Annotated in this window: 14 protein-coding genes and 2 pseudogenes; 2 read left to right on the forward strand and 14 right to left on the reverse strand. The window is 62.9% G+C overall.

From position 1 onward, the window contains the following. Window positions 1-71: 71 nt before the first annotated feature. The 9 genes from HJG44_RS00430 to HJG44_RS00470 all read right to left on the reverse strand — a co-directional run bounded on the left by HJG44_RS00430 (window position 72) and on the right by HJG44_RS00470 (window position 8,302). Complete coding sequence (locus tag HJG44_RS00430; RefSeq protein ID WP_171216392.1) at window positions 72-1,232, reverse strand: FAD-dependent oxidoreductase; 1,161 nt, start codon at window positions 1,230-1,232, stop codon at window positions 72-74. Continuing rightward, window positions 1,229-2,377 carry an alanine racemase gene (gene alr / locus HJG44_RS00435; RefSeq protein ID WP_171216393.1) on the reverse strand — a complete coding sequence of 383 codons (1,149 nt, stop codon included), beginning with the start codon at window positions 2,375-2,377 and terminating at the stop codon, window positions 1,229-1,231. Before alr ends, HJG44_RS00430 begins: the two co-directional genes overlap by 4 nt. After that, a complete protein-coding gene (locus HJG44_RS00440; protein WP_171216394.1) occupies window positions 2,374-2,790 on the reverse strand; it encodes a Zn-ribbon domain-containing OB-fold protein in 417 nt (138 codons plus the stop codon). Before HJG44_RS00440 ends, alr begins: the two co-directional genes overlap by 4 nt. 11 nt (window positions 2,791-2,801) lie before the next feature. After that, window positions 2,802-3,965 carry a thiolase family protein gene (locus HJG44_RS00445; protein ID WP_171216395.1) on the reverse strand — a complete coding sequence of 388 codons (1,164 nt, stop codon included), beginning with the start codon at window positions 3,963-3,965 and terminating at the stop codon, window positions 2,802-2,804. Next, the gene (locus tag HJG44_RS00450) at window positions 3,965-5,221 is read right to left on the reverse strand and encodes a CaiB/BaiF CoA transferase family protein (RefSeq protein ID WP_171216396.1); all 1,257 of its coding nucleotides are present in this window, start codon (window positions 5,219-5,221) and stop codon (window positions 3,965-3,967) included. The genes HJG44_RS00445 and HJG44_RS00450 overlap by 1 nt, the downstream gene beginning before the upstream one ends. Window positions 5,222-5,305: 84 nt before the next feature. Then, window positions 5,306-6,094, reverse strand: coding sequence for an amino acid ABC transporter ATP-binding protein (locus HJG44_RS00455; RefSeq protein WP_171216397.1), 789 nt, complete (start codon window positions 6,092-6,094; stop codon window positions 5,306-5,308). After that, entirely contained in the window at window positions 6,084-6,731 is a 648-nt protein-coding gene (locus tag HJG44_RS00460) for an amino acid ABC transporter permease (RefSeq protein WP_171216398.1), read from the reverse strand. The genes HJG44_RS00455 and HJG44_RS00460 overlap by 11 nt, the downstream gene beginning before the upstream one ends. An 8-nt stretch (window positions 6,732-6,739) precedes the next feature. Continuing rightward, the gene (locus tag HJG44_RS00465; RefSeq protein WP_171216399.1) at window positions 6,740-7,396 is read right to left on the reverse strand and encodes an amino acid ABC transporter permease; all 657 of its coding nucleotides are present in this window, start codon (window positions 7,394-7,396) and stop codon (window positions 6,740-6,742) included. Window positions 7,397-7,429: 33 nt separating this feature from the next. Next, complete coding sequence (locus HJG44_RS00470; RefSeq protein WP_171216400.1) at window positions 7,430-8,302, reverse strand: transporter substrate-binding domain-containing protein; 873 nt, start codon at window positions 8,300-8,302, stop codon at window positions 7,430-7,432. Window positions 8,303-8,403: 101 nt separating this feature from the next. Between HJG44_RS00470 and HJG44_RS00475 the strand changes: the two genes are divergently transcribed. Continuing rightward, window positions 8,404-9,192, forward strand: coding sequence for an IclR family transcriptional regulator domain-containing protein (locus tag HJG44_RS00475; RefSeq protein WP_171216401.1), 789 nt, complete (start codon window positions 8,404-8,406; stop codon window positions 9,190-9,192). Between the two features lie 51 nt (window positions 9,193-9,243). Then, window positions 9,244-10,398, forward strand: coding sequence for an aminotransferase class V-fold PLP-dependent enzyme (locus tag HJG44_RS00480; RefSeq protein WP_171216402.1), 1,155 nt, complete (start codon window positions 9,244-9,246; stop codon window positions 10,396-10,398). Between the two features lie 231 nt (window positions 10,399-10,629). Here HJG44_RS00480 and HJG44_RS00485 read toward each other — a convergent pair. The 5 genes and pseudogenes from HJG44_RS00485 to HJG44_RS00505 all read right to left on the reverse strand — a co-directional run bounded on the left by HJG44_RS00485 (window position 10,630) and on the right by HJG44_RS00505 (window position 17,190). Beyond that, window positions 10,630-11,579: pseudogene (locus tag HJG44_RS00485) on the reverse strand (IS481 family transposase). 248 nt (window positions 11,580-11,827) lie between these two features. Continuing rightward, window positions 11,828-12,727 (reverse strand): FkbM family methyltransferase, encoded by a 900-nt coding sequence (locus HJG44_RS00490; protein ID WP_171216403.1) that lies wholly within the window; start codon window positions 12,725-12,727, stop codon window positions 11,828-11,830. Between the two features lie 123 nt (window positions 12,728-12,850). Next, window positions 12,851-13,535: pseudogene (locus tag HJG44_RS00495) on the reverse strand (IS5 family transposase); the annotation flags it as partial. An 81-nt stretch (window positions 13,536-13,616) separates the two neighbouring features. Then, complete coding sequence (locus HJG44_RS00500) at window positions 13,617-14,387, reverse strand: class I SAM-dependent methyltransferase (RefSeq protein ID WP_171216404.1); 771 nt, start codon at window positions 14,385-14,387, stop codon at window positions 13,617-13,619. Between the two features lie 64 nt (window positions 14,388-14,451). Then, on the reverse strand, window positions 14,452-17,190 hold the full coding sequence (locus tag HJG44_RS00505; RefSeq protein ID WP_171216405.1) for a glycosyltransferase: 2,739 nt from the start codon (window positions 17,188-17,190) through the stop codon (window positions 14,452-14,454). Window positions 17,191-17,302 lie beyond the last annotated feature (112 nt).

Here is a 17,302-nt window from a genome sequence, read left to right on the forward strand (position 1 = left end):
AATGATCGCCAGCATGGCCGGGACATCCAGGCTGTTTTCGGACCCGTCGGCCGGCTCATCTCCATATGGGACTATGCCACCCCGGCCGCCGGGGTCGTTCGGCCCTCGAGCGTGGCCGTCATCCGGCGCGCAGGGGCGACCTGTTCCTGCAGCGGGCCGGCCCGGGAACCGTCGACGGCTGCCGCGACCAGGTCGCCCACGGCGGGGGAGGACATGACGCCCGCTCCGCCCAGCCCGGCCGCCCAGACGAATCCGGCGATGGCGGGGTCCGGGCCGATGACGGGTGCGCCGTCCGGGGAGAAGGTGCGATGGCCGGCCCAGGCGCGGGTTACGCGCCGGACCTCCAACGTGGTGAGGCGCTCGACCGTATCGACGATCTCCGCAACGCGGAGATCGTCGCTCATGCAATCGCCCGGCTCGTCGAGTTCGGCATCCATGAGGCTGGCCAGGAGCTGTCCCGGCTCGGGCTTCATGTAGAAGGGCAGGGAGGGGCAGCGAAAGAAAGCCCAATCGTGCGGCCGACCGGTCGCGGGCAGCGGAATGGAGGCGATGTGGCGTCGTCGCGGCTCGAAAGCGATCGGGCGTGCTCCGCACATCGCCGCGATCTCGGCGGCCCAGGCCCCCGCGGCGTTGACGACGGTTCCGCAGACATAGCGATGCGCATTGGTCCTGACGGCCACGACCCGGCCGCGTGCTGTCTCGATCGCCTCGCAGCGCTCGGCCAGGTGGAGCTCGACCCCGGCCCGGCGCGCACCCGACAGATATCCCATCGATAACGCGTGGACGTCGAGCGGGCCGGCACCGGGGTAGTGGGCCGCCGCCGCGAACCAGTCCGTCCGGACGATCGGCACGAGCGCCGCCACGTCCGCGGGCGCGAGGGATTTGACCTCGACCCCGGAGGACCGCGCGGCGGCGATCTCTGCGGCGAGCGCATCCGCATCGGTCTCAAGCGCCGCGATAACGGCTCCGCGCCGGCTCAGGAGCGGCGCGTCGGAGAAGCCATCGGGGGGGCTTTCGAAGAACGGCAGGCTCGCCTGCGCGAGCGCCGAGAAACACGCGGTGTCGTAGATCGGCAGGAAATAGGAGGCGTTGCGGCCCGTGCTGTGGACGTTCAGGGTCACCTCGGCTTCCAGCAGAACGACCCTGCCGATCCCCCGGCGACCGAGCGCGTAGGCGATGCTCGCTCCGACGATCCCAGCGCCGATGATGACGACGTCGGCGGACCGGGTCACGTCGCTTCCGCGCCCCCGTAGTCGCGGCGCAGATGGTCCCGCAGGCCGGCGAGAAGCGACAGGCCGTCCAGCCCCCATGCGGCCTCGACCTCCTCGAGGGTGATCGCGTCGGTGCCCTGGCGGCCGATGAGCGTGACTTCGTCCCCGGGGACGGCCTCGGGATGGGCACTGAGATCGAGCCGCAGATGCTCGAGATGGACGGGATTCAGGATCGGAACGGGACGGCCCTGCACGAGCGCCCGTGCGCCGTCCCGAAAGCGCCGCGGCAGGCCGTCGCCCCAGCCGACCGGCAGGACGCCTATGCGCATCCCGATCCTGGCCGGAAAGGGCGACAGCCGCTCGTCGTCGGGCACCGACGTGATGGTCTTCGCGAAGAGGATGCGCGACCGGAACGCCGCCAGCGCCGGCCGCAGCTGGAGCTTCCGTTCAAGCGGACCGGCCGGCGTGACGCCGTAGAGCAGCCGACCCGGATCGACGCCGGACAGGTCCAGATCCGGCCGCTGCACCACCAGCGCGCTGTTCGAGCCCATGACGAACGGAATGTCGGCGCCGGATTCCTGAGCGGCGGCGACCGCCTCGCGCAGGCGGGCCACCTGCCACTCCAGATAGCCTGCCCCCTCCGGGCCGCCATAGGTGTGGAAATGCGTATAGATGCCGGCAAGGCTGAGTTTCGGGTTCGCGGCGATCCGGGCCAGGAGGGCGCCGAACTCGGACGGTTGCGCCCCGCCGCGCATCAGCCCGACATCGAACTTGGCGAAGACCGGTCGCCGGCCGTCGAAGGCTGTCGCCCAGGATTCCACCTCGGCCGGGGTCGAGACCGTCGGGGTCAGGTCGAACTCGGCGACGGCCGTCGCGACCTCAGGAAGACAGGTCGGATACAGCATGACGGGCGCGGTGACGCCCGCCCGACGGATGCTGATCGCGTCGTCGATATTGCCGACCGCAAGGCCGTCGGCGCCGCCCGCGACCGCTGCCCGGGCGATCGGGCCGGCGCCGCAGCCATAGGCGTTGCGCTTGAGGCAGGCATAGATGGCGACCTGCCGGCCGACCGCGTCGCGGAGGCGCTCGAGGTTGTGCCGGAAGGCGCCGGGGTCGATTTCGAGCCAGGTCGGCCGGAGCGACGTCTCGCCGGGCGCTATGCTCACCGGACGTCTTCCGCTCGGAAGGCGAGGAGCTTCTGCTCGGGCGTATGCTGAAGGAAGACGGGCACGACCGCGTCGCCGATGGCGGGCGGGCGTGCCGGATCGGCATCGATCCGGCCGTAGATCAGGGGCCCCTCCTCGATCTCGACAGCCGCGAACACGTACGGCGTCTCGCTCAGGAAGCCGTCGTGATGGGGGCGGTGCACGACCGTGAAGGTCTTGATGCGGCCGCGCCCGGAGACCTCCACCCAGTCGAGGTCGCCGCTTTGGCAGACGGGACAGCAGACGCGCGGATAGTACACATAGCGCCGGCACTCGGGGGCTGCGCAGCGCTGGATCAGGACTCTCTCCTCGTTGCAGGCGGCGAAGAAGGGCGCGTTGACGGCGTCGATGCGCGGCAAGGGCTTCGTGACCATGGGGGCGGCTCCTATTCCACACGCTCGAGGATCGCGGCGCTGGCAGACAGGCCGCGTCCGTAGGCGATCATGCCGTAGCCGCTGACGAGGCCGCGCCGGCAGTCGACCTGACGTTCTCCGGCCTCGCCCCGAAGCTGCACCACCCCCTCGTAGACGCCGATCATGCCCCCGCTCGCGCCGGCTTGGCCCGCCGACAGCTGGCCACCCCCCGTGTTGATCGGGAAGGCGCCCTCGGTGGTGATGTCGGTGTCGCGGACGAAGGCGAAGGCTCGGCCGGGCTCGGCGATCCGCAGCCCTTCGAGCTGGATGAAGCACATGACCGGGTAGTCGTCGTAGAGCTGCGCGAAATCCATGTCTTCGGGCCCAAGCCCCGCGCGCTCGTACATCCTCCCGGAGAAGCCGGACCATCCGGCGGTCAGCGAGTAGGGGTCCCCGGCCGGATAGTTGTGGAGCTCGCCGCCCGACCGAATCGCGACGAGCGGAGCCTTCAGCCGGCTCGCGACGCGCTCGCTGACGAGGACCACGCAATCCCCGCCGACGCAGGGTAGGACGCAGTCATACAGCCGGAGAGGGTCCGCGATCGGCCGGGCATTCAGGTAATCGTCGAGCGTCATCTCCGACCGGAGCAGCGCGTTGGGGTTCCTCTGCGCGTTCTTGCGGAGCGCGACGCAGAAGCGCCCGAAATCCTCGCGCTCCGCGCCATGCCGCTCCATGTAGAGCCGGGTCTGGAGGGCGAACATGCCGTTCGCCCCACCGAAGCCGTGCGGGGACATGTAGTTCTGGACGGAGCCGTTGAACCGGTCGAGCGTCTCGTTGTGGGAAGCGACGTCGTACGCGTCCGCCGCCATGCAGAGCACCACCTCCGCATCGCCGTTCCGGATGGCCCGGGCCGCATGCATCATGCCGATGATGCCGGACGCGCCCCCATAGACGCCGTGGAACAGGAACCGCGCCTCGATCCCGAAATGTTCGGCGATGGTCGTCACGTTGTCCGGAGGCAGATTGAAGCATGTCAGCGCGAGGCCATCGACCTCGTGCCAGCCGAGACCGGCCGAGCGAAGGGCCGCATCGCTGGCTTCGAACAGCAGACGGGTCGCCTTTTTCGGGGAGCGCTTCTCGTAGACGGTCTGGCCCGCCCCGGCGATGAAGACGCCGTCGAAGGGGTTGCGGTCCATCAGATCACGCCCTCGGCCTCGAGCGAGGAGAACTCTGCCTCGCTCAATCCGAGCTCGCCGATGAAGATCTCCCGATTGTCGGCTCCGAGCGCGCGGCCCGAATGGCGCACCTCGCCGGGTGTGCCCAGGAAGCGGGGAGCGACGTTCTGCATCCGCACCTCCCCGAAATCGTCGTCGGGGACCGACACGATGTTGCCGCGTGCGGCGTAATGCGGGTCGGAGAAAATGTCCCGGATGTCGAGGACGGGTCCGGCTACGACATCGGCGCGTTCGAAGATCGCCGCGATCTCGGAGAAGTCCCGCTCGGCGAACCAGGCCGAGATCTCCGCGTCGAGCGGATCGGCATAGGTACAGCGCGAAGCGTTGTCGCGAAAACGCGGGTCGGTAATCAGCTTCGGCTTCTCCATAGCCAGTGCAAGACGCTCGAAGGTCTTCTGGGAGGACGCCGATATACCAACCCAGCGTCCGTCCTTCGTGAGATAGGTGTTCCGCGGGGAATCCTCGGCAAGCCGATTTCCTTGCCGTTCCTTCACGATGCCAAGCTGGTCGAAGCCGATGACTTGGGCTTCCGCCAGCCTGAACAGAGGCTCGTAGAGACTGACGTCGATTTCCTGGCCGCGGCCGGACCCGCCCTGGTCGCGGTTGTAGACGGCGAACATCGCGGCCATCGCCGAGAAGGTCGCCGCGACAGAATCGGCCATCGGGAATCCGGGAAGGGTCGGCGGACGGTCGGGGAAGCCAGTGAAGGACGGAATGCCGCTGAACGCCTCCGCAATGGTGCCGTAGCCGCCGCGCTTCGCGTAGGGGCCGGTCTGGCCGAAGCCGGAGACGCGGACGAATACGAGGCGCGGGTTGATGCGGGAGAGCACGTCGTAGCCGAGGCCCCAGCGCTCGAACGTGCCCGGCCGATAGTTCTCGATGACGATGTCGGCCTCGCGGACGAGCTGCTTGAACAGCTCCTGACCGCGCGGCTTCGACAGGGTGAGCGTGATGAGCCGCTTGTTGCGCCCGATCACCTTCCACCAGAGGGAACGGTCATCCTTGATCGGCGCCCAGTGACGCATCGAGTCGCCCACGTTCGGGAGCTCGATCTTGATGACGTCGGCTCCGAAGTCGGCCAGATGCGTGGCCGCGAGCGGCCCCGCGATCATCGTCCCGGCGTCGATGACCTTGAGGCCGCGCAGCGGTCCCTTGAAGTCGGCCGGCGCGGCACCGGCCGAGGTTTGCGAGGGGGGGGCGAGCAGGTCAGGAGACATCTTGGTTCTCGGAAAGCGGCTGGCTGGAAACGGAGGAAACCGAGCGGGCGGATGACCTGCGGCCTGCGGCGGGTATCGCCGCCGTCAAAGCCGGTAGCCTTCGCGGAAGTGACGCAGGAACGCCTGCAATCGCTCGGTCTGGGGAGCGTGGAACAGCTGATCCGGCGGCCCGGCCTCGACGATGCTGCCCCCCGACATGAAGACGACCTGGTCGGCGGCGTCTCTCGCGAAGGCCATCTCGTGCGTGACGATGACCATGGTCATGCCGCTCTCGGCGAGCTGGCGCATGACGGCGAGCACCTCGCCGACGAGCTCCGGATCGAGGGCGGAGGTGACTTCGTCGAACAGCATCGCCTTCGGCTTCATCGCGAGCGCCCGCGCGATGGCGACGCGCTGCTGCTGCCCGCCGGAGAGCTGGCCGGGATAGGCGTCGAGCTTGTGGCCGAGACCGACCCGGTCCAGCAGTTCGCGGGCGACGGCCTCGGCCTCGGAACGCGGCAGGCCCTTGATGCGGACCGGCCCGACCGTCACGTTCGCGAGCACCGTCATGTGCGGGAAGAGATTGAAGCTCTGGAAGACCATGCCCAGCGCTGCTCGCTGGCGTGCGATCTCGCGCTCGGGCCTCCGGCGCCTCGTGCCGTCATCGGAATAGCCGAGCGGCTCGCCGTCGATCCGGATCTCGCCTTCCTCGAATTCCTCGAGGAAGTTCATGCAGCGCAGAAGGGTCGTCTTGCCCGAACCGCTCGGGCCGATCAGCACGACCGCCTTCCCGCGATGGACGTCGAGATCGACCCTGTTCAACACCTGGACGCTGCCGAAGCGCTTCGAAACGCCCCGGAGCTCGATCGCCGCGCGCCCGCTCTCAATGGACATAGCTGAACCGCTTCTCGAGGTACCGCCCGGCCAAGGACAGTCCGTAGCAGAGGACGAAGTAGATCAGCGCGACGGCGCCGAAGACCTGGAAGGAGGCAAGCGTCCGCTCGACGATCTGCCGCCCCGCCAGGGTCAGCTCCCACAGCCCGATGATGGACACGAGCGAGGTGCCCTTCACGAGCATGATCATGGTGTTGACGTAGGAGGCGGACGCCAGACGCAGCGCCTGCGGCACGATCACCTCGCGCATGAGCCGCCAGCCGTGGAAGCCGATGCCGCGGGCGGCGTCCCACTGACCTTTCGGCACCGCGAGGACGGCGCTGCGGAAGATCTCGGCCATGAAGGCGGAGAAATAGGTCGACAGGACGAGGATGCCGCCGACGCGGGGCGAGAGGTCGATCCCCGTATAGGGGAGCGCGTAATACATCGCGAAGAGCAGGACGAGGAGCGGCACGCCGCGCATCACATAGAGCCAGACTTCGACGAGGTAGCGGAGAGCGCGAGCCGCGAAGAGCTGGCCGAGCGCGAGAAGGATGCCGAGAAGGGTCGCGAGAAGGCCGCTCGCGACGGAGAGGAGCACCGTCTCGCCCGTGGCGGCGAGGAGCAGCGGCCAGCTGCGGAAGACGACGTCGAACATCGCGCAGATCAGGCCAGAACCCGCACGCGCCGCTCGATCAGCCGCATGGTGCCGCTGAAGATCGAGACCACGAGCAGGTAGAGGAGGGCGAGCGTGAAGAAGACCTCGTAGACGGCGGCGGTACGGTCGGCGAGAAGACGCCCGGCCTGGGTCATCTCGGCGACCGAGATCGTCGACACGAGCGCCGTATCCTTGATGATGGTGACGCCCTGGTTGGAAATCGGGGCGACCACGCGCCTGAGCGCCTGGGGCAGGGTGACGATGAAGAAAGCTTGGCGGCGGAGCATGCCGAGTGCCAGACCAGCCTCGGTCTGGCGCCGGCTCACGGAATCGATCCCCGCGCGATAGATCTCGGCCACGTAGCCGCCGTTCTGCAGCGTGAGGGCGAGCAGGCCGGCCACGAAGCCGCTGAGCGGATATCCGGCCATCCCCGAGCCGAAGAAGATGAAATACATCTGAACGAGCACGGGGGTGTTGCGGACCGCCTGGATATAGCCGGCGGCAAGGTTGCGGACCGGAGCGGAGTCCGAGCGGCGCAGTCCGACGACGACCAATCCCCAGAGGAGCGAGAGCACGAATGCCAACGCGCTGAGCTGGATCGTCACGAACAGCCCGTCCAGGAAGACGGGCAGGTTGCGCACGACGAAACCGAAGTCGAACGGCATCGCGAACCTTCTCGCTCCCTCAGCCGGAGCGGCCTATTTCGCGGCCGCGGCCGCGCCGTAGAAGCGCTGCGGCGGCGGGTTGCGGCCGAACCACTTCTGGTAGACTTCGACATACTCGTTGTAGCGGGAGCCGGTGGTCAGTTCCTGGACCATGGTGTCGAGGAACAGCCACCACGCGAAGTCGCCCGGCTTCAGGAAGATCGCGTTGTTCTGCACGTTGCCGAGCATCTCGGGCAGGACGATCAGATCCTGGCTGTTCTCCTTGCCGTACCAGTCGACGACCGGGCTATCGAACTGCATGGCCTGTGCCTGGCCCGTCTTGACCGCCAGGAACATGGCGCTCGGCGTGTCGAAGGTCAGGGTCTTGGTATCGGGCAGAAAACGCTTCTGCCGGTCGACCATCTGCGGATTGCTCAGATTGGCGAGCGTAAATTTGGAATTGTTCAGCTCGGCGATCGTGCTGATGCCGGCATCCTTGCGCACCAGAAGCGAGATGCCGGAATCCATGTAGGGCCGGGTGAATGCGACCCGCATGGCCCGATCCGGGTAGACGGTCGTCGATGCGATCCCGAAATCCGCACGTCCGGAGAGGACGCTCGGCCAGCGCCCCTCGCTGGTGACGGTGACGAAGTCGACCTTGTTCGGGTCGCCGAACATGCTCTTCGCGATCAGCCGGGCGATGTCGATGTCGAATCCGACCAGTTGTCCCTTCTCGTCCGTGAAGCAGAGCGGCGGCGAGGTGCCGAAGGTCGACACGATGAGCTTGCCGCGCTGCATCACCTCGTCGAGCCGGGACGCCTGAGCCTGGGCCGGGTTCGATCCGGCAAGAGCACTCACGGCCATGGTGCCGGCCACAATGGACGCCGGGGAAAACCACCTCTTCAGCAGATTGCGAAGCGCTCTCATTCTCCCCTCCGTCTATTCCAAAAAATGGAATTGCAATTACCATTTTTCAGGATAAAAACAGGGTCGTCAAGCCATAGTTTTCGGCATTGCGGGGAGGATTCGTGCCGAAACAGCGCGCAGCCGTCGAAGAGGCGGACAGCAAGGGCGACCAGCCGCTCGACAGGGCGCTCGCCGTCCTCGAATTCGTGCTGGACCAGCGCGGTCCCGTCGCGGCCAGCGCCATTGGGGAGGCCACAGGCTTGCCCCCGGCCACCGTGCACCGGCTCATTCTCCAGCTGGAGGCGCGCTCGCTCCTGAAGCGGGCGCTCGGTTCGAAGAAGCTTCTGCCCGGCGGCCGGCTCGTCGCGCTCGGGACACGGATCCTGAGCGCCGCCTTCGTGGCCGACGAGACACATGCTCTCTTGGTCGCGCTGGCGGCAAAGCTGCGCGAGCACTGCCACATCGGCACGATCTCGGGCGGCGAGGTCTGCTACGTCGACTCGGCGCGCAGTGCGCGACGCTCCGGCCTTCTGTTCGAGCCGGGCGGGCGCGCGCCGATCTACTGCACTTCCATCGGCAAGGTATACTTGGCGGGATTGTCTGAATCCGATTTCCAGCAGGTCACGGCGGCGCTCGACTTCAAGGCGTTCACGCCGAAGACGATCACGTCTCTTCGGAAGCTCGCCGCCGACATCGCCCTGGTGCGGGCTCGGGGATGGGCCTCGACGGACGAGGAATTCACGCCGGGCGTAGTCGGCTGCGCAGTCCCTTTGCGGAACTCGAAGGGCGAATTCCTCGCTGGGCTGGGAGTTTCGGTGCCCGCCGCTCTGTGCCCCTACGAGGAGATCGGGAAGTTCGTGCCCGATCTCCTGGAAACCGCCTCTCAGATCGAGGCGGCGCTGGCCGTTTGAGGCACTCGGCGCGGCACTGCCGAGCGAAGCCTAGCAGGATCAGGAGAGCTCATGTCCAGGCATTACGACGTCGAGTCCGTCCGCCGGGAATTTCCGGTGACCCGGCGTATGCTGTACCTGGATTCGGCGCATCAGACGCCGCTCGCGACGAGCATCAAAGAGGCGCTGGTCCGGTTCTACGAGGAGGGTAACGAACTCGCCGGGCCGAAGCCGGTCTGGCTCCGCCGGGTCGAGGAGGTCCGGGCGAGGGTGGCCGCGCTCCTGAACGCCTCGCCGTCCGAGATCGCCTTCGTCAAGAACACGTCCGAAGGGATGAACATCGCCGCGAACGCGATCCCGTTCCAGCGCGGCGACAATGTGCTGCTCGTCGAGGGCGACCATCCGAACAACGCCTACGCCTTCCTCAACCTGAAGCGCCGGGGCGTCGAGGTGCGCTTCATCGCCCTCCGGGGCGATACCGCCGATGCCGGCACCTTCGAGCCGCATATCGACGGCAGGACGCGCGCCATCTCGCTGTCGCATGTGACCTTCCACGCTGGACACCGCTTCGACGTGTCCTCTGTCGGCAAGCTCTGCGCGGCAAGAGGGATCGATCTCGTCGTCGACGCCATGCAATCGACGGGCGTCATTCCGCTGGACAGCAGAGAACTCGGCGCGACGATCCTCGGCTCCGGCTGCCACAAGGGTCTGCTTGTTCCGCAGGGCCTGGGCATCCTCTACTGCCAGTCGGGCCGTGACGAGCTGCTGCCGGCCTACATGGCCATGTCGAGCCTCGCGAATCCGCCGCAGGATTACATCGCGCGGCACGACAACATGGCGCTCCGAGACGATGCCGGCCGGTTCGAGATCGGCAACTTCAATCTCCCCGACATTCACGCTCTGTCGGCATCGCTCGATCTGATCGAGCGCATCGGTGTCGCCAACATCGAGGCGCATCTCTACGATCTGGGCGACTACCTGATCGGCCACCTGGACGAGCTTGGGGTCCGACTCGTTGGTCCGCGCGATCGCTCTTTGCGGTCCCCCCACATCTACGTGCTCGATCTCCCGGGAGAGGGCTGGGCGGAGTACCTGGCGGAGGAGCAGGTCCGTGTCTCGCCGGAGCGGGACGGGATCCGGGTCTCGTTCGGGTTGTTCAACACGCACCAGGACGTGGACGAGTTCGCCGCGATCGTCCGCCGCCGGCTTGCGGGGGCGAGAAGCTGAGTGCGCTGTCGCCAGACGGCGAATGGCGGTCGAATCGCATCCGCGCCGAGCATCGCCGGCACGGCCAGGAGGAGCCGACCGCCAGTCCTACGTCGAACCGGCCCTACTCGGATCTGCCAGCGAAGGTAGCGGACTCTCGGGACCGGCGAGATGGTCAAGCCTGAGCCGCAGCACCGAACCGCCGGCTGGCTCAGGACCTATCAATTTAGATTTGATGTGTGATTCAACGCTCTAGCTGTCGTTACCAAGGAGGTTGTCCTTGGTGATGCGGCTGATGGGCGGTTGTCCGCCGAGGGCGGAGTGCGGTCTGCGGCTGTTGTAGGAGCAGAGCCAGACCGGCATGGCGGCAGCTCGTTCGGCCGATGACCTGTAGGGGCTTGCGTAGACCCATTCCCGGAGGCTGGTCTGGATGAAGCGCTCGGCCTTGCCGTTGTGCGGGGCGTGTAGGGCCGGGTTCGCCTGTGACGGATGCCGGCCCGGCTCAGGGCTGCCCGGAAGGCGTGGCTCCTATAGGCCGCGCCGTTGTCGGTCATGAGGCGCTCGACGGCGACGCCATGCCGGGCGAACCAGGCCCGTGCCCGTTCCAGGAACGCGACGGCGCTGTCCTTGCGCTCGTTCGGCAGGAGTTCGGTGTAGGCCAGCCTGGAGGCATCGTCGACCGCGACGTGGAGGGCCTCCCATCCGGTCCCCCGCTTGCTGCTCTGACCGCGCCGGTCACCGGTGATGCGATGGCCGATCCCGTCGATCTTGCCGAGCTTCTTGGTGTCGATATGGATCAGCTCGCCAGGGCGCTCCTGCTCATAGCGGATGACGGGCTGTTTGGGATCGAGCGCATCGAGGCGTCCGAGACCGAGCCTGCGCAGGATCCCGCCCACGGTGGAGCGCTTGAGGCCGAGCTGCCGGGCGATGGCGTCGCCGGTCAGCCGCTCCCGCCGGAGCCGTTCGATGGCGGCGATCGTCTCGGGCGGGGTCGCATGAGGCGAGCGGGCGGGCGTCGAGCGCCTGTCCCCGAGGGCGCTCTCGCCACCCGCCCGGAACCGCCGCAGCCACTCGCGGGCGCGCCGTTCCGACAGGCCGGCAGCCGCGGCCGCATCCGCCACGCGCCAACCCTCATCGAGGATGCGCCGGATCATCAGGGCTCGACCTTGTGGCGTCAGGCGCGCATTCTGGTGGACGTCCATCCGGGCGCTCCGGGTCCGAGGTTGCAGGCTTCGCAACCACAGCCTCGCTCCCAAGCCTCGGACGGACAACCTCCATAGTATTGACATCTAGGGCGCGACTGCGAGGCCCGCCTCGATGTCTCCGAACCTTAATCCCTGTGCTGTGGGAGGGCTCTCTGCGACGCATCGCCCACCATAGCCGTTTCCAAAGGACTTTGAGAAAGGTCACGAGTTCTCATCACAAAGCCCGCTCCAGCTGCGCCGCGCCCTCATCCCTCCCTGGCAGATCGGTCGGGATGAAAGCGCGAGCAGAACGTATCTCCTCGAAATCCGAACTTCGGATCATGGAAGGTAGGGGGGGATGTCTCCGTACCCGTGACTTGCGGCAATTCGAACTCCTCCTTTCTCGACGCAGGACATCCGATCACCCCGATCTCGCACCTGCTCCACACGTTTTCCGTCACGAGATTGAAATTATTTAGATTGAAGGCCGACGTCTCATGCCAAAACCAAACGTAATCAAATGGGGCTACGAGGTCTATAATGGATCTTAATGTCTCCATCTGGCTAATCTCAAAATATATCAACGGGCTACTGACCGCAATAATGCGGAGCGCACCAGCAAATACCTCGGCCTCCATTCCTTCAGCGTCGACCTTTAGCAGCTGGACGCCAGAATGAGGAACGACTTCATCGAGAGATATTATGATAGTGTTTGGAAGATTGCCTCCGAGATGAACTGCCTCTCTAAGGCCCACGGATCCGAGATTCCAGTTGGCCGCGTTATAGTCCGGCGACAGCGAAACGGTCTCAAATGCAGCTCCACATCCCAAATGATGAGGCAGAATGTTCGAATAGGCGTTCGCCACCACGTTGTAGGCAAACAGCTCAAATGGGATCATTTGTGGCTCAAACGAATACAGGGTCGACTTCGGAAGTCTAGCTGAGTACGCGAGACTATGAGTGCCGATATTCGCCCCGACATCGATGATCGTGCCGCCATCTATGAGATGATTGCAAATACTCTGAATTTCGTGCTCTGCCCACTCACCGTAGGTCCGGAGAGAATGCCCTACGACAGCGTCACGGGCCGGCACCGCCATTCTTCCATACCTCGTGACGACGTGGCAAATCTCTATCCCGGCGAACACAATAGGGGAATCGGCCAAAGCACCTCTCCAATCCGGCTACAGCGCTCCAAGATGCTTTGTTGTAAGCCTACAGGATGATCGCTTACTTTAAGTGGCTTAGAGGCCGTTTGGAAACTCAGGGGTGGGTGGTTTTCGCAGGAGACGGCGCGGCAGGACCTGGAAGCCCTTCTGCTGGTCGGACCGGCGGATGATCTCGACGACGAAGTCAAGATAGGAATACTTGGCTATAAGCTTGCGCCGCCCGTAGGCGGCGTCGGCGACTAGGTGCTTCACCCAGGGCCAGCGCTTGCGGAGGGCGTCGAGGATCGCCTGGGTTCCAGCGCTGTCGGAGATGTCGGGCGAGGTGAGGTGGACCATCAGGAGCCGCCCGTCGGTGTCCACCGCGCGATGTGGTGCTTGCGCCCACGGTCTTCTTGCCCGCGTCGTAACCCCCTTGTCTTGCCTTGCGGAGCCTTGATCGTCTGGCTGTCGATCACCGCCGCCGAGGGCCTCGCCTCACGGCTGGCCATCTCCCGGTCCAGCATCAGCACCACGTCGTGGTTGGTCCGGAATAGGAAGCGTCGGGCCAATTCGAGGAACCAGCCATAAACCCTGCGCCAATGCCCAAAATGGATCGGCAACATGCGCCAGCCGCAGCCGGAGCGGACCAGATAGCGTACCGCGTTGATGACCTCGCGGAACTCCACCTCATGTGGCCGCCCGCGCCGCCCAGGCTTAGGCATGACGGGCGCGATCACCTCCCACTCCTCGTCGGTCAGGTCGGACGGGTAGCGCCTGGTCTTCTTGGCGATCCAGCCATCCGGCCACGGCTCTGCTCGGTCCCCATTCCAAGCTTTAATCACAGTCCCGCCCCCGCCGATGCGTTTTTCAAACAGACTTCTAGGGTAAGGAGAGCCGATCCACGAAGTTAAAACGGCTTTCCGCAGACGATCACATCCTGCAAGGTGCCCGCCTGATTGTCTCCCCGCCAGCTTCCGAATTCTATGTGCCGGGGGATCAAGCCAGCATCCACTATCGCCGAGTCAAATAAAAATTGATCGAAAGCTATGAATGCGAGTCTATCTCTTGAATCTCCAACGAACACTTGCTTGTCCTCCGAAAAATCTGGAAATTCAAATTTAAACAAAGCCGAATTATCGCGGATACGTTTCCTAGAATAAGGATTCAGAATAAAAGCCGTAAAGACAAAAATGCCGCCAGGTCGAAGCAAATTAGCTACAAACTGCAACAATCCACCAATATCATCGCGGTCGACGTGCGTAAAAACTGAAAATGCAAAGGCGCCATCAAAGAAACCGCCATACGTCTCTCTCAGATGGTCGCGTGTTTTCCTCACCGAGTTGCCGACGAACCGGTCGTAATGGTCGTTATTTCCCTCGATCAGCTCAAATCTTGTCCGCTTATCTGGGGCAATGTTCTCGCGAAAAAATGCAATTGCATCTTCCATTATGTCGAAACCGACAAAACTTTTAATGTGAGGCGCCTGCCGCAAACCGGAGAGCATTACGCGACCCGCCCCACATCCGAAGTCGAGGAGCCGGGTGGCCTTGCCTACGTCAATGTATTTACTAACTATATCGAAGCACATTGCGCCAACCTGCTCTGGATCGGCGCCGCCAACCCGCATGTTTAACTCGCTGTCCCGGAGTTTCGCAAAAGCCGCATTGATGTCAATCATCGTCGTGTTCCTAAAACTGTAGGGCCGCCGAGCGCCGGTTGGCGCACGACCTCGTGGGCACCCGTTACGCCAAAGCTCTCCTTAATATGGCAAAACGTTCCCTGGAGCTAAAAACCCGCCGTGCGACAATTCTACGATCAGCCCCACGCCTAAGAGCTTGTAGATGGTGTTCCGCTGGCTCATCCAAGCTCCTGCCCAACGCCGCTTGATAGACCGCCTCCAGGAATTCTGTATCCGTTCCAACAGCTGTCTCAAAGGCAAGCCACGATCGACGCTTGCGGGCCTGATATTCCGCCAACTCACGTCCTATGTCGAGCGAGTACTCGAACCCTGCATTTCGGAGCGCCAGTTCCAGTTGCGTCCTCTTCTCCGAACCAGTTGGTTGAGTTCGCCCGGAAGCGTCTAGCGAGATGGTGATGCGAACCGTCCCACCATGCACGAGCGCGTCTGCAACACACAAAAGAGCATAGGCTGTCCTCCTCTCGCCAGCTCCGTCAAGGAGGAAGCCGAAGTCAATCATGCGGTGCGCATTCGGCCTCAGCCCGTCTAGGCGTGACAGCAGACCTAGTTTGAGGCCGGCAGGCAACTCCTCACCGGAGGCTTCTCCGCTCAAAGAAATGCGCCTAGAAACGAGGGCGCCCTCCAAAAATGCCCGCGATGAACGTCCTAGAAATTCTCCGAAGGTCGCAAGTATTCGCCTCCCCGGGAAGTTCCTGTGTGGGACTTCATCTGATTCCAAGTCCGCCGGGACCCGGCTAACTTCCGTGTGTACGCCGTCGACGGCAAAGTGGTTCTCGGCAACGCGACTTTCCGCGCGCCTAAGAGCCTCGGAAATGGCATCCCTCTCCCGCTGGACCTCAAGAGCCTCTTCCAAGATCGACACACGCCTCATTCGTCGAACGAGTTGATCAAAGTCAAAAGAACGCCGCGCGTCTTCAAACGCTAGATGAATTGCCTCAGCCGCCTCAAACCAGCTGTGCGTAACGTTCTCGACCGAAGGATTTTGCTTCCACTTTGGGAGGTTGGCGGCTACTTCGGCAAGTTCTTGTGTAGATTTACAGAAATGAATATTAATTGAACCCTGGGCATGCCGTTCTATTTCTCTATACACAGGTAGATCACGAACAATAACAGGTTTTTCGTGGGCCAGGGCATGCATTATTGGCAGGCCGAAACCTTCGTAGTGACTGGGGAACAAAACCACGAAAGCTCCCGCGTACAACCGATCTACCACCTTCTGATCTAGATCACCGGCTCGAAAACTGGCAGATGCAAGAGACTTTGGCACTTCGATCCCAAGAACGGTCACTGGCGGGCAGTTCTCGATCGCGTTGAGCTTCTCGAGGGTCTGGAGTACATGCTTGTGCGAGAAATGATTGCCTACCAGCAATATACCACCTGACGGATCAATCGATTTATCCCTGGTCGCGGGGCGGTAGTCACCTACATCTGTCGAGCATAGGGACACAAACTCGTTGCGGATCTGGTAGAACGGGAAACGCCGCCGAAACTGATCACGGGAAAAAGAACTATTGAATCCAACTATGTTCGTGCAATCCAGCATCTCACTCCAAATCGACCAATAGCCTGGATCATCAAGGGTCAGGCAATCCATCGCTATGGTGTCCAGCATCAGGAAGCCCGCGACCGTAGCCGAACGCGCTACCTCCGCGACGTGCTGCCGAGAAAATGGCTGTCCGACCCTTAGCGCAAACGCAAAAGGCCGCTCATCGAGCGCGTCTGGAGAGATCAGAGTCAATCGATCGACTAAATCAAATTGATGAAAATAGTATACATCGGTTGAACATTTAACGTGAATATCATATAGAGATCCGTAACGCTCTGCGAATGCCGAAATCAACCTTTTGGAATGCTCGAAAGTTCCGTTGTGACTCATCGACATGTTTGTGCAGTCGAAAAGTACCCGCAATTTTCCGAGTTTATCCGGAGCTAGACCGGCCAGCAGATATTGAGCTTTGTACTCTGAACTCTTGAAATATCGGCTAACCGATCTATCGTATTCAGGGTATCTTGAAAGAAGTGTTTTCCTGTTTTCTTCATCTCTGGAATTTCGCCCACCAGACAACTGATCGAACGAAACACTCCCCTCGTGATAGGCGTACGCGCGGTTCGCTAGCACGGCTCTGTAGCCGCCGCGATTTGCCCGCATTATCAAATCGTTTTCCTCGTTATACCCCAAGCCGTACGCAGGATCGAAAAATCCATACTCAACAAGAATACGATTTCTTATATATAGACAGAATCCCACTGCGGTCGGGGCGTAAGTGACGCGCGGCAAGTACTGCTGAATCGCAAGGTGAGCCGAATATGCATCTTCCTTTGCGTGGCTGCGAAAGCTAGGTGGATAGGGGGAGTTGCAAATCGTCGCATTGTTTGAGCGGGGGCTTACAACTGATGTAAGCGGATCTAAATGAGATACTGATCTCATCTCAAGGAGTGCCCCGCTCGTAAGTATTGCATCGGAATTAAGAAGTAGGGCATCCGCACGTTCGCGCAGTGCAATCTCAAGACCGATGTTGCACGATTTTATAAAACCTAGGTTGTTGTTGTTGGTTATTATTTGGGTTTGTACGATCCCCGATAGGTCGCCAGCCTCCCGTTCCAAGAGAGAAATGAGGTCATTATCCCAAGGAGAGTCGTTGATACACAACACCCGTGCATCGACATCGTTGATCTCCTTAGAAATCTCACGTAGGCTGCGGAACATAGGAACAACTAGTTCACTATTCTCGTAAAACGGAATAATGATAATTATGGAAGAATGTGATACCCTTCGGATCAACGTTCGCTCCACCAAGTGTAAACGGCATCGCGGGCGCGGCAGCACGTCTGTCTACGTCACCCGGACGCAAGGCGCAAACCGCCATCAGGGTCTACCATATGGGACTGGAGGG

It is taken from the genome of Enterovirga aerilata (genome assembly GCF_013044135.1).
Taxonomy (GTDB): domain Bacteria; phylum Pseudomonadota; class Alphaproteobacteria; order Rhizobiales; family Beijerinckiaceae; genus Enterovirga; species Enterovirga aerilata.